13 protein-coding genes and 1 riboswitch are annotated in these 12,518 nt (G+C 72.9%); of the genes, 7 read left to right on the top strand and 6 right to left on the bottom strand.

The window, feature by feature from the left end; genetic code table 11:
* Positions 1–14 precede the first annotated feature (14 nt).
* The 5 genes from E6R62_RS21890 to E6R62_RS21870 all read right to left on the bottom strand — a co-directional run bounded on the left by E6R62_RS21890 (position 15) and on the right by E6R62_RS21870 (position 4,499).
* The gene (locus tag E6R62_RS21890) at positions 15–950 is read right to left on the bottom strand and encodes a hypothetical protein (protein ID WP_136215212.1); all 936 of its coding nucleotides are present in this window, start codon (positions 948–950) and stop codon (positions 15–17) included.
* Positions 951–1,000: 50 nt separating this feature from the next.
* A complete protein-coding gene (metF, locus tag E6R62_RS21885) occupies positions 1,001–1,915 on the bottom strand; it encodes a methylenetetrahydrofolate reductase [NAD(P)H] (protein WP_136215211.1) in 915 nt (304 codons plus the stop codon).
* 97 nt (positions 1,916–2,012) lie between these two features.
* Positions 2,013–2,645, bottom strand: coding sequence for a thiamine phosphate synthase (gene thiE, locus E6R62_RS21880; RefSeq protein WP_136215210.1), 633 nt, complete (start codon positions 2,643–2,645; stop codon positions 2,013–2,015).
* A 103-nt stretch (positions 2,646–2,748) separates the two neighbouring features.
* The gene (locus E6R62_RS21875; RefSeq protein ID WP_136215209.1) at positions 2,749–3,114 is read right to left on the bottom strand and encodes an Rv2175c family DNA-binding protein; all 366 of its coding nucleotides are present in this window, start codon (positions 3,112–3,114) and stop codon (positions 2,749–2,751) included.
* Positions 3,115–3,272: 158 nt separating this feature from the next.
* Entirely contained in the window at positions 3,273–4,499 is a 1,227-nt protein-coding gene (locus E6R62_RS21870) for an NAD(P)/FAD-dependent oxidoreductase (protein ID WP_136215208.1), read from the bottom strand.
* Between the two features lie 91 nt (positions 4,500–4,590).
* Positions 4,591–4,703, top strand: a riboswitch (TPP riboswitch).
* On the opposite strand from E6R62_RS21870, the gene thiO reads away from it, so the two are divergent.
* The 6 genes from thiO (at position 4,701) to E6R62_RS21840 (ending at position 11,187) form a co-directional block, all read left to right on the top strand.
* Positions 4,701–5,882: a glycine oxidase ThiO gene (gene thiO / locus E6R62_RS21865; protein WP_136215207.1), complete on the top strand. Its 1,182-nt coding sequence runs from the start codon at positions 4,701–4,703 to the stop codon at positions 5,880–5,882. (Overlaps the previous riboswitch by 3 nt.)
* On the top strand, positions 5,879–6,079 hold the full coding sequence (thiS, locus tag E6R62_RS21860; RefSeq protein ID WP_136215206.1) for a sulfur carrier protein ThiS: 201 nt from the start codon (positions 5,879–5,881) through the stop codon (positions 6,077–6,079). Before thiO ends, thiS begins: the two co-directional genes overlap by 4 nt.
* A 2-nt stretch (positions 6,080–6,081) precedes the next feature.
* On the top strand, positions 6,082–6,876 hold the full coding sequence (locus tag E6R62_RS21855; RefSeq protein WP_136215205.1) for a thiazole synthase: 795 nt from the start codon (positions 6,082–6,084) through the stop codon (positions 6,874–6,876).
* A gap of 770 nt (positions 6,877–7,646) precedes the next feature.
* On the top strand, positions 7,647–9,560 hold the full coding sequence (gene pknB / locus E6R62_RS21850) for a Stk1 family PASTA domain-containing Ser/Thr kinase (protein ID WP_136215204.1): 1,914 nt from the start codon (positions 7,647–7,649) through the stop codon (positions 9,558–9,560).
* 66 nt (positions 9,561–9,626) lie between these two features.
* Complete coding sequence (locus E6R62_RS21845) at positions 9,627–10,511, top strand: deoxyribonuclease IV (RefSeq protein WP_136215278.1); 885 nt, start codon at positions 9,627–9,629, stop codon at positions 10,509–10,511.
* Positions 10,512–10,608: 97 nt separating this feature from the next.
* The gene (locus tag E6R62_RS21840) at positions 10,609–11,187 is read left to right on the top strand and encodes a DUF4396 domain-containing protein (RefSeq protein WP_136215203.1); all 579 of its coding nucleotides are present in this window, start codon (positions 10,609–10,611) and stop codon (positions 11,185–11,187) included.
* Between the two features lie 31 nt (positions 11,188–11,218).
* Here E6R62_RS21840 and E6R62_RS21835 read toward each other — a convergent pair whose 3' ends face one another.
* Positions 11,219–11,851: a sulfite oxidase-like oxidoreductase gene (locus E6R62_RS21835; RefSeq protein WP_136215202.1), complete on the bottom strand. Its 633-nt coding sequence runs from the start codon at positions 11,849–11,851 to the stop codon at positions 11,219–11,221.
* Positions 11,852–12,023: 172 nt separating this feature from the next.
* On the opposite strand from E6R62_RS21835, the gene bfr reads away from it, so the two are divergent.
* Positions 12,024–12,503 carry a bacterioferritin gene (gene bfr, locus E6R62_RS21830; protein ID WP_136215201.1) on the top strand — a complete coding sequence of 160 codons (480 nt, stop codon included), beginning with the start codon at positions 12,024–12,026 and terminating at the stop codon, positions 12,501–12,503.
* The last annotated feature ends 15 nt before the right edge of the window (positions 12,504–12,518 follow it).

The following is a 12,518-nucleotide window of genomic DNA, read 5'->3' as shown; positions in this document are numbered from 1 at the left end:
GCTCAGCAGCGGTACTAGTAGCGGTACTGCCCGTACTCGCCGGGATCGCCCTGGTACGGGTAGCCCTGCGGCTGTTGCGGGGGCTGCTGGTCCTCCGGCGGGTAGGGCTGCGCGGCGTCCCGCTGCTGCGGGACCCACACCCCGCCGGGCGGGGTGTCCGTGGAGTACTGCTGCCGGCCGTAATCGCCGTACGCGGTGTAGTCGTACTCCTGCGCCGGGGCGACCCCGCCGCCGGTGCCGATGTACGGGTCCGAGTAGGCGGCGTAGACCTGCTGTTGGGCTCCCGGGTAGCCGGCGGAGTAGTCGTAACCCCCCTGGCCCTGCTGGTCGTAGTAGGCCGCGAACTGGTGGGCGTCCTGCTCGGGCGTGGTGAACGGCGGGGCGAAGGCGGCCGTTCCGGCGGGGTGTTCGGAGTACCCCGAGGACTGGGGGGCGCCCTGCGGGGCCTGAGGGGCGAAACTCTGTATCCCGTAGGAGCCGGTCTCCTCGGGCACGGGCAGCGGGGTGAAGACGTCCTCGTCCCCCGCGTCCGGCTCGTCGAAGTCCCCCGCGCGGCGCCCGGACGACGCCTCGTACTCCGGCAGGTCGTGATCGGCCCCGTATTCCAGCGCCGTGACCTCCAGCGCGGGTTCCTGACGCGGCGGTCGGGGAGCGCTGCCGCTGCGGCGCCGGCCGCCCTTGCGCACCGGCTCCCCGCCCCGACGCAACGCCCAACCGGCGATGAAGCCCTTGCGGAAGGAGAGCGTGACCAGGGTCTGACCCACCGCGAACGCGCTCGCGCCGACGGCGATGACCGGCACCGACGGCAGCACCACCCCGGCGACCACGCCGACGAACCCGGCGAAGGCGAGCAGGCGCCAGCGGAGCCGGGCCTTGTACTGCATCAGGACCTCGGCAAGCAGCCACAACGCGACGAAACCGAACGCGATGTAGAGGACCGTCATTCCCATGCATGGCCCCTCTCGTACGGCAGACCGCGCGGGAAACGGGGGCCGGCCGATCAGGCCCGCTGGTGCAGACCCAGGTTTTCGTAGATCTCGAGAGTCGCCGTCGAATTGTTCAGCGTGATGAAGTGCAGCCCCGGGACACCCTCGGACAGCAGCCGCGCGCAGAACTCCGTGGCGAACTCGATGCCAATGGAGCGTACAGCGGCCGCGTCGTCCTTGACCGCGAGCATCCGGTCTTTTACCGCCTCGGGGAAGACGGCGTTGCTGAGCTGGGGCAGTCGGTCGAGCTGCTTGATCCCCACAACGGGCATGACCTCGGGGATGATCGGGGTCTCGCAACCCGCCTTCTGGACGCTGTCGCGCAGCCTCAGATAATTCTCCGGGTCGAAGAACATCTGCGTGATGGCGTAGTCCGCGCCCGCACGGCACTTGTCCACGAAGTGCCGGATGTCCGTGTCCCAGTCCTCGGAGCGGGGGTGCATCTCGGGGAAGGCCGCGACGCCCACGCAGAAGTCGCCGGACTCCTTGAGCAGGCGCACGAGGTCGGCGGCGTAGTCCACGCCCTCGGGGTGCTTGACCCAGGGACCCATGGGGTCGCCCGGCGGGTCACCGCGCAGCGCGAGCATGTTGCGGATTCCCGCGTCCGCGAACTGCCCGATGACGTGGCGCAGCTCCGCGACGGAGTGGTCCACGGCGGTGAGGTGGGCGACCGGGGTCAAGGTGGTGTTCGCGGCGATCTGCTCGGTGGCGCGGACGGTGCCGCCGCGGGTGGAGCCGCCGGCCCCGTACGTGACGGAGACGAAGCTCGGGGCCACCGCCTCGATCCGGCGCAGGGCGTTCCAGAGGTTGCGCTCGCCCTTCTCGGTCTTGGGGGCCCAGAACTCGAATGAGTACGAGCTCCCGGACGCGAGGAGGTCGCGGACCGTGTGTGCACGGTCCGACCAGGTGGAAGCGGTACCAAGGGCCATACGGGCAGGTTAGACGGGGGTGCGCCCGGGCCGTAGCGCGGTCCGCCCATTGGACAGCTTTTTGGACACTCCCCGCCGGGCGACTGCCGGCGGCCGGTCACACGCGTTCGCGGACCCGCTTGGCGAGTTCGTTCGCGGCGGCGCCGGGGTCGCTCGCCTCGGTGATGGCGCGCACGACCACGATCCGGGTGGCGCCGGCGTCGAGCACCTCGTCCAGGTTGCCGGCGTCGATACCGCCGATCGCGAACCAGGGGCGGTCCTGGCGCAGTGATGCGGCGTACCGGACCAGGCCGAGGCCCGGCGCGTGGCGGCCGGGCTTGGTGGGGGTGGGCCAGCAGGGGCCGGTGCAGAAGTAGTCCACGTCGGGTTCGGCGACGGCCGCGTCGACCTCGGATTCGGCGTGGCAGGAGCGGCCGACGACGATCTCCCGGCCGAGGATGGCGCGGGCGGCGGGGACGGGGATGTCCCCCTGGCCCAGGTGGAGCACGTCGGAACCGATGGCGTGCGCGACGTCGGCCCGGTCGTTGACCGCGAGCAGCTTGCCGTGGCGGCGGGCGGCGTCGGCGAAGACCCGGAGGTGTTCGAGCTCCTCGCCGGCCTCCATCCCCTTGTCGCGGAGCTGGACGATGTCCACGCCGCCGGCCAGGGCGGCGTCGAGGAATTCGGGGAGGTCGCCCTGCCGCTTGCGGGCGTCCGTGCACAGGTAGAGCCGGGCGTCGGACAGCAGCATGGGTGTACCCCCGTTGGTGGTGGCGGTGTACGGGCCGCGGGTGGCCCGTACACCGGGTGGATCGGTACGTGGCGGTCAGTGCGTCACGTGGTGCGCGGGTTCGTCAGAGGGCGAGCGCCTGAGCGCGGCGCTTCACCTCCGTGCCACGATTCTCGCTCAGCGCCTGGGCGGGGGTGCCGGGGAGGGTCGGGTCGGGGGTGAACATCCACTCCAGGATCTCCTCGTCGGAGAAGCCGTCGTCGCGGAGCACGGTCAGCAGACCGGTGAGGCCCTTGACGATCTTGTCGCCGTCGATGAAGGGGGCGGGAACCTGGAGGGAGCGGTTCTCGCCGCGGCGCACCGCGAGCAGCTGACCTTCCTTGACCAGCTGGCGGACCCGGGTCACTTCGATGTCGAGCATCTCGGCGATGTCGGGGAGGTAGAGCCAGGCGGGGACAAGGGCATCGATCTTTGCGTCAATCTCGGTCACGGGCACAAGCCTGCCATCTCGGACTCGCCGCCGGTACCTGGACCACCCCGTCCGGGTTCCGCCCCGGCCGCGTCAGGGCCCGACCGACGTTCGAGGACCCGGCCCGGCCGGAGCGCCCGGCGCCGCCCCGACCGGACGGCTTCCGGGCCCGGCCGGCGTCAGGCCGACGCCGACTTCAGCGGGATCTCGGGGTCCGAGACCGCGGCCGGCGAGAGCGCCGTGCCGGCCTCGATCAGCCGGCGCCCCTGGGCCAGGTCCCGGGGGCGCCCCACCGCCAGGACCGCCACCAGTGCCCCGCCCCGCAGCCAGCACACCGACCACGACGCCCCGGCCGGATCGCCGCGCCACACCATCTCCTCGGCCCCGCCGTGGTGCCCGGCGTACTGCACGAACCGCCCGAACTGCTCCGACCAGAAGTACGGCACCGGGTCGTAGGGGCCGGTCTCCGCCGCGTCCTGCGCGACGATGTTCGCCGCCACCACTCTGGGCCCTTGGAGCGCGTTGTCCCAGTGGTGGACCAGCAGCCGCTCCCCGTACCGCGCCGACGGGAACGACGCGCAGTCCCCCACGGCGTACACCCCCGGCACGGAGGTCCGCAGACGGGCGTCGGCGGTGACCGAGCCGTCCGGGCCCAGCTCGACCCCGGACCCCGCCAGCCAGTCCGTCGCGGGCCGCGCGCCGATTCCGACGACCACCGCGCCCGCTTCGAGCGTCCGCCCGTCCGCCAGGTGGACGCGACCCTCCTCCACGGAGGCCACCCGCGCCCCCGTCAACAACTCGGCGCCCGCCTCCGCATACCAGTTCCCCATCGGCTCCGCGACCTCCGCCGGCACGGCCCCCGCCAGCACCCGCTCCGCCGCCTCGACCACCGTGACCGCGCACCCCGCCTCCCGGGCCGCCGTCGCGAACTCCGCGCCGATCCATCCGGCCCCGACCACCACCACCGGCGGCGCCTCGGCGAGCACCGGCCGCAGCCTGGCCGCGTCGTCCAGCGTGCGCAGCAGGTGCACGCCGGGGACCCCGTCGGAGCCCGGCAGGGTCAGCGGGCGCGCTCCCGTCGCCAGTACGAGGACGTCGTAGGGGAGGGGGCCCGCCTCGGTGTCCACCTCGCGGACGTCGGCCCGCAGCCCGGTGACCTCGACACCGAGGCGCAGTCCGATGCCGAGGGCCTCGAAGTCCACGTCGAAGGCGGAGTCCTCGGCCTTGCCGAGCAGCACCGCCTTGGAGAGCGGGGGCCGGTCGTAGGGCTGGTGGGGTTCGGCTCCCAACAGGGTCACGGGGCCGGTGTAGCCCTGTTCCCGCAAGGCCACCGCGGTCTGCACCCCGGCCATTCCGGCACCGACGATGACGACACCGCTCTGAGTCTGTTCCGTCTGCTCGCTCACGCCGCCCACCCTAATCACCTGATGAGCCATCAGGAACAGAGCCGGGGGCGGCAGCCTTACCCGGCATGCGCGGCGGGGTTAGTCTGGCCACCGTACCTATCGCGGGAGTCCGGACGTACCGGGCTGAGAGGGAGGCTGGCCGGCCTCCGACCGTACGAACCTGATCCGGGTCATGCCGGCGAAGGGAGGGGCTGGACGCCCATGCACTCATCTCGGAGTCAATCCCCGCAGGGATTCGACGTCCTCGTCATCGGGGGCGGCATCATCGGCCTGGTCACCGCCTGGCGCGCCGCCCGGCGCGGCCTGCGCACCGCACTGGCCGACCCGGCGCCCGGCGGCGGGGCCGCCCAGGTCGCGGCCGGCATGCTCGCCGCCGTCACCGAGCTGCACTACGGCGAGGAGACCCTGCTCGGGCTCAACCTCGCCTCCGCCGCCCGCTACCCGGAGTTCGCCGCCGAACTCGCCGAGGCGAGCGGCGGCATGGACATCGGCTACCGCGCCTGCGGCACCCTGGCCGTCGCGCTCGACGCCGACGACCGCCTCCACCTGCGCGAACTGCACGCCCTCCAACGCCGCTGCGGTCTGGAGTCGCAGTGGCTGACCGGCCGCGAGTCCCGCCGCCTGGAGCCGATGCTGGCGCCGGGCGTACGCGGCGGCCTGCGCGTGGACGGCGACCACCAGGTGGATCCGCGCCGGTTGACGGCCGCGCTGCTGGCCGCCTGCGAACGCGCTGGGGTCACCTTGCACCGGTCGGGCGCGGCCCGGCTCCTCGTCGCGGGCGACCGGGCCGCCGGGGCGCTGCTCGACGACGGTAGTGCCCTCAGCGCCGGCCAGACGGTCCTGGCGGCGGGCTCGCTGTCGGGACGGCTGCCCGGGTTGCCGCCGGAGGTGGCGGTCCCGGTGCGGCCGGTGAAGGGGCAGGTGCTGCGGCTGACGGTGCCGGCCTCGTACGGCCCCTTCCTGTCCCGGACCGTACGGGCGGTCGTGCGCGGCAGCCATGTCTATCTCGTGCCGCGCGAGAACGGCGAGCTCGTCGTCGGCGCGACCAGCGAGGAGCAGGGCTGGAACACCACCGTCACCGCCGGCGGGGTCTACGAGCTGCTGCGCGACGCCCACGAGCTGGTGCCCGGCATCACCGAGCTGCCGCTGACCGAGACCCGGGCCGGACTGCGGCCGGGCTCCCCCGACAACGCCCCGCTGCTGGGCCCGACCCCGCTGCCCGGACTGCACCTGGCCACGGGGCACTACCGCAACGGGGTGCTGCTGACCCCGCTCACCGGGGACGTGATGGCGGAGCTGCTGGCCACCGGCACGGTGCCGGAGATCGCCCGGCCCTTCACCCCGCTCCGCTTCACCGAGGCACGTCAGGAGTCGTACGCATGACCATCTCCGTCAACGGCGAGCCGCGCGAGATCGCGGCCGGCACCACGCTCGACGCGGTGGTCGCCACCTTGACCGCGGCGCCCAAGGGTGTCGCCGCGGCCCTCAACGAGACGGTCGTACCGCGCGGACAGTGGCCGCACACTCCGGTGGACGACGGCGACCGCGTCGAGGTCCTGACCGCGGTGCAGGGAGGCTGATCATGGCAGACGACGTCTTCACCCTCGGCGGCCGGACCTTCTCCTCCCGCCTGATCATGGGCACGGGCGGCGCCCCGAGCCTGGACGTACTGGAGCGCGCGCTGGTCGCCTCCGGTACGGAACTCACGACCGTGGCCATGCGCCGGCTGGACCCGACGGTCCAGGGTTCGGTGCTGTCGGTGCTGACCAGGCTCGGCATCGCGGTGCTGCCCAACACGGCGGGCTGCTTCACGGCGGGCGAGGCCGTCCTGACGGCGCGCCTGGCGAGGGAGGCCTTGGGCACCGACTGGATCAAGCTTGAGGTCGTCGCGGACGAACGCACCCTGCTGCCGGACGGCGTCGAACTGTTGGACGCCGCCGAGATCCTGGTCGACGACGGGTTCACGGTGCTGCCGTACACGAACGACGACCCGGTGCTGGCGCGGAAGCTGGAGGACGTGGGCTGCGCGGCGATCATGCCGTTGGGCTCGCCGATCGGTTCGGGGATGGGCATCCGCAACCCGCACAACTTCGAGCTGATCACGGAGCGGGCGGGCGTGCCGGTGATCTTGGACGCGGGGGCCGGTACGGCGTCGGACGCGACGCTGGCGATGGAGCTGGGCTGCGCCGGGGTGATGTTGGCCTCGGCGGTGACCCGCGCCCAGGCGCCGGTGCTGATGGCGGCGGCCATGCGGGACGCGGTCTCGGCGGGGCGCCTCGCGTACCGCGCGGGGCGCATCCCGCAGCGCCGCTTCGCGGAGGCCTCCTCCCCCACGGAGGGCCGCGCGACCCTCGACCCGGAACGCCCGGCGTTCTGACCCCGCGCCCCGACTCCCCGACTCCCCGGGGCTCCGCGCCTCGAAGCCCGCCGGGCCGGCTCGTCCGGCCCGGCGGCAGAACAGCCCCGCGCGGGACGCGGGCCGGGCGGAGGCCCGGCACACCCCCCGGCCCCGCCGACGTTTGAGACACCGGGGCCCGGCACATCCAGCCCCGCCGGCACTTGAGGCACCGGGGCCGGGACATCCAGCCCCGTCCGCGTCCGCACCGAGGGCGCCGCCCGGCGGATCCGGCCCCGCCGGCACTTGAGGCGCGGGCCGGCACATCCGCCAGCGCCCGCCCCCGAGGCACCGCACCCAGGGCGCCGCCCGGCGAATCCGGCCCCGCCGGCACTTGAGGCGCGGGCCCGGGACATCCAGCCCCGCCGGCGTCCGCACCCAGGGCGCCGCCCGGCGAATCCGGCCCCGCCGGCACTTGAGGCGCGGGCCGAGCAGAGCCCGGCACATCCGGCGGCACCCGCCCCAAGGCGCCACCCGGCACATCCGTGCCGCCGAGGTCTGCGGCACCGGGCCCGGCAATCCCGGCCCCGCCGGCGTTTGAGGCGCGGGCCCGGGCAGAGCCCGGCGCATCCGGCAGCGCCCGCCCCCGAGGCACCGCACCCAGGGCGCCGCCCGGCGAATCCGGCCCCGCCGGCGTTTGAGGCGTAGGGCCCGGGGGCGGGAAAGGGGCCGGGCGGCAGGGCAACGTCACAGCTGCGCTGCAACCGACCCGCACGCACGAGCGCCCCCGCGCCGGCTCGTAGAATCGCCGGGTGGACACGACCCTGGATGACCCCCTCGTCGGGCAGACGCTCGACGGCCGCTACCGCATCGACGCCCGCATAGCGGCCGGCGGCATGGCCACGGTCTACCGGGCCCTCGACACCCGTCTCGACCGTGTCCTCGCCCTCAAGGTGATGCACCCGGCCCTCGCCGCGGACGCCGCCTTCGTCGACCGCTTCATCCGCGAGGCGAAGTCCGTGGCCCGCCTGGCCCACCCCAATGTCGTCGCCGTTTTCGACCAGGGCACGGACGGCCCGTACACCTACCTGGCGATGGAGTACGTCTCCGGCTGCACCCTGCGCGACGTCCTCCGCCGGCGCGGCGCGCTCCAGCCCCGGGCCGCCCTCGACATCCTCGAACCCGTCCTCGCCGCCCTCGGCGCCGCGCACCGGGCCGGGTTCGTCCACCGCGACATGAAGCCGGAGAACGTCCTGATCGGCGACGACGGCCGGGTCAAGGTCGCCGACTTCGGTCTGGTCCGCAGCGTCGACACCGTCACCAGCACCACCGGCTCCGTCCTCGGCACCGTCTCCTACCTCGCCCCGGAGCAGATCGAGAGCGGCGTCACCGACACCCGCGTGGACGTCTACGCCTGCGGGGTCGTCTTCTACGAGATGCTCACCGGCGCCAAGCCGCACACCGGCGGCACCCCCGCCCAGGTGCTCTACCAACACCTCAACGAGGACGTGCCGCCCCCGTCGGCCGCCGTCCCCGGGCTGCCCGCCGGCATCGACGGGCTCGTCGCGCACGCCACGGCCCGCGACCCGAGGCTGCGGCCCGCCGACGCGGTCGCGCTGCTGGGCCTGGTCCTGGAGGCCCGCGCCGGGCTGAGCGAATCCGAGCTGGACGCCGTACCGCCACAGGCGCACCCCGGGGAGCGGGCCACGAGCGAGGACCGCACCAGCGTGATCCCCCGTCCCGTCTCCCCAGCCGACGGGACGGCGGCCGACGGCATGAACCACACCTCCCGCCTGGCGACCCCGCCGCCGCCCCCGGCCCGGTCCCGCCGCCGGTCCCGGCCGCGCGGCCTGTACCTGGTCATCGCCGGGGTCCTGCTGGCCCTCGGTCTCGGGGTGGGCGTCTGGTACATCAACTCGGGCCAGTTCACGAAGGTGCCGAATCTCCTGGGCAAGACGGAGGAGCAGGCCCGGTCCGAGCTGTCGGCGGCCGGTCTCGGGGTGAAGGGGGTGGACCGGAAGTTCAGCGAGGCCTTCGACCGCGGCACGGTCATGAACACCGACCCCCAGGGCGGCAAGCGCATCCGCGGCAACGGCGCTGTGACGCTGACGCTCTCCCGCGGCCCCGAGGTCGTGAGCGTCCCGGCGGTCAAGGGCAAGACCCTGGACGCCGCGAAGGCGGAGCTGACGTCGGCAGGTCTCGCGCCCGGCATCGTGACCCAGGCGTTCAGTCAGGACGTCGCCCAGGGCGCGGTGATCAGCACGGACCCGGAGGGGGGCCAGAAGCGGGCCCCCGACACGGCGGTGGCGATCGTCGTCAGCAAGGGTCGCCCGGTCCAGGTCCCGAACGTGGCCGGCCAGCCCGTGGATCAGGCCCGCGTCGCCCTCCAGGATCTCGGCCTCAAGGTGGAGACGGCGGCCGAGCAGGTCAACTCGCCCTCCCCCGCCGGTACGGTCGCCAACCAGTCGGCCGCCGCCGGAACCCAGGCCGCGGCGGGCGACACGGTGACGCTGACGGTGTCGAAGGGCCCGCGCCCGGTGCAGGTGCCGAACGTCACGGGTCAGGAGGCCGACGCGGCCCGCAGGGCGCTGGAGGCCCTCGGCTTCAAGGTGAAGGTCGAGCGGCCCTTCTTCGGTTTCAGCAACACGACCGACGCGCAGTCGGTGCCGGGCGGCCAGAGCGCGCCCGAGGGCAGCACGATCATCATCAGGACCAAGGGGCTGTGAGTGCTCGTGAACCAGCCCGCCGACCCGGCCGCCGACCAGCGGGCCACTGACCAGCGGGCCGCCGATCTGCGCGCCGCCGGTGCCGCGGCGCGCCGCAATCCCGTCGGCGGGCACGTCCCCGTGGCCGGCGGGCTCGCCTCGGTAGGCCTGACGTACGCCCGCGAGATGGGCGCCGAGGCCGTCCAGGTGTTCGTGGCCAACCCGCGCGGCTGGGCCACCCCGACCGGCAACCCGGCACAGGACGAGCTGTTCCGGGCCCAGTGCGCGGCGGAGTCGGTCTCGGCCTACGTCCACGCGCCGTACCTGATCAACTTCGGCTCCCACACCGAGGCGACCGTCGAGAGGTCGGTGGAGTCCCTGCGGCACTCGCTCCGTCGCGCCCGTGCGATCGGCGCGCTCGGGGTGGTCGTGCACACCGGCTCCGCCACCGGCGGTCGCCCGCGTGAGGCGGCGTACGCGCAGGTCAGACAGCATGTGCTGCCGCTGCTGGACGAGCTGACGCATGACGACGACCCGTTCCTGCTGCTGGAGTCGACCGCCGGTCAGGGTTCTTCCCTGTGCTCGCGCACCTGGGACTTCGGCCCGTACTTCGAGGCGCTCGACCACCACCCGAAGCTCGGCATCTGCCTGGACACCTGCCACATCTTCGCGGCGGGCCACGACCTGGCGGAGCCGGGCGGCGCCAAGCAGACGCTCGACCTGCTCGTGGACACGGTGGGCGAAGGCCGGCTGAAACTGATCCACGCCAACGACTCCAAGGAAGGCGTCGGCGCCCACAAGGACCGCCACGCGAACATCGGCCAGGGGCACATCGGGCGGGAGGCGTTCGGCGAGCTGTTCTCCCACCCCGCGACGGAGGGCGTGCCGTTGATCATCGAGACGCCGGGCGGCAAGGAGGGCCACGCCGCCGACGTGGCGCTGCTGAAGGAACTGCGCGAGGCGCACGCATAACACCTCGGGAATACCCCTGGGGGGTATACGGTTCGGTTATCCGCAGGACCGTGCCCCGCCCTCACCAGGAGAGGCGGCGTCCCCGGGAGGCCGAACGATGGACCACGCACACGCGCACCACGACCACAGCGGCCACGACCAGCCGGCCGCCCACGAGGACCACGGCGGCCACGCGCATCACGCAGACCACGGCGACTCCGGACAGGGCCACGGCAATGGCCACGGCCCCGTCCCCGGCCCCGTCAGCTGGGGCACGGCCGCCAAGGCCACCCTGCACTGCCTCACGGGCTGCGCCATCGGCGAAGTGCTCGGGATGATCATCGGCACCGCGCTCGGCTGGGGCAACACGGCCACGACGATCGCGGCCATCGTCCTCGCGTTCTTCTTCGGCTACGCGCTCACCCTGCGCGGCATCCTCGGTGCGGGCGTGGACCTCCGTACGGCAGTCCGGGTGGCGCTGGCCGCCGACACCCTCTCCATCGCGGTGATGGAGCTGATCGACAACGGCGTGATCGCGCTGTGGCCGGGCGCGATGGACGCCCACCTCTCGGAGGCGCTGTTCTGGACGGCGCTCGCGCTCTCCCTCGCGCTCGCCTTCGTCGTCACCACCCCGGTCAACAAGTGGATGATCGGCCGCGGCAAGGGCCACGCGGTCGTCCACCGGTACCACCACTGAGCCGACGCCGGACGGCGCCGATCGGGAAGGGCTAGATCTCGGGCCCGTCGCCCGGCTCCTCCTGGTACGAGTAGCGCTGCTCGCGCCAGGGGTCGCCGATGTTGTGGTACCCCCGCTCCTCCCAGAAACCCCGCCGGTCGGCGGTCATGTACTCCACGCCCCGGACCCACTTGGGCCCCTTCCAGGCGTACAGGTGCGGCACCACCAGCCGCAGCGGGAAACCGTGCTCCGCCGTCAGCAGTTCGCCACCCTGGTGGGTGGCGAAGACGGTGCGCTCGGAGGAGAAATCGGCCAATCGCATGTTCGAGCTGAACCCGTACTCGGCCCACACCATCACATGGGTGACCTCCGGTGCCGGCGGGGCCAGTTCGAGGACGGTCCGGGCGAGCACCCCGCCCCATTCGGCCCCCTGCATGCTGAACTTCGTCACGCAGTGCAGGTCCGCCACGACCGAGTCGAAGGGCAGGGCCGCGAACTCCTCGTGGTTCCAGCAGTGCTTCTCCCCGTCGGCCGTGGCGCCGAAGACGCGGAACTCCCAGCGCTCGGGCTTGAACCTGGGTACCGGCCCGTAATGGGTGACCGGCCAGCCTCGCTGCAACCGCTGCCCCGGAGGGAGCTCGAACTGCTCTGCTCCCGGAGATTCCCGGCTTTCCGGCTGACCCATGTCTCCATGGTGACAGACGGCGCGGGGTGGTCATGACCAGCTCCGACCCGATCCGGGCAAGTCGTGGTAACTCCCACTAAGGAGGCACTTACTGGACTGCCCTGGGGGACGGTGGAAGGATGCGCGCACTGCCCAGTCACGTAGCTGACATTGCTTGGAAGGAGCCTCTGCGATGCAGGGCGACCCCGAGGTCCTTGAGTTTCTCAACGAGCAGCTGACCGGCGAGCTCACGGCCATCAACCAGTACTGGCTGCACTACCGCATCCAGGAGAACAAGGGCTGGACGAAGCTCGCCCACTACACCCGTGCCGAATCCATCGACGAGATGAAGCACGCGGACAAGCTCACCGAGCGCATCCTCATGCTCGACGGGCTGCCGAACTACCAGCGCCTCTTCCACGTGCGCGTGGGCCAGACCCTGACGGAGATGTTCCAGGCGGACCGGCAGGTCGAGGTCGAGGCGATCGACCGCCTGCGGCGCGGCATCGAGGTCATGCGCGGCAAGGGCGACGTCACCTCCGCGCGTCTCTTCGAGGAGATCCTGGCGGACGAGGAGCACCACATCGACTACCTCGACACCCAGCTGGAGCTCATCGAGAGCATCGGGGAGCCGCTGTACATCGCGCAGCAGATCGAGCAGCCGGAGGGCTGAGCCGCCCGCGCGCGA

Origin of the sequence: Streptomyces sp. A1136, from assembly GCF_004795055.1 — a bacterium.
Taxonomy (GTDB): Bacteria; Actinomycetota; Actinomycetes; order Streptomycetales; family Streptomycetaceae; genus Streptomyces.
This window is presented reverse-complemented; position numbering and strand designations above follow the sequence as displayed.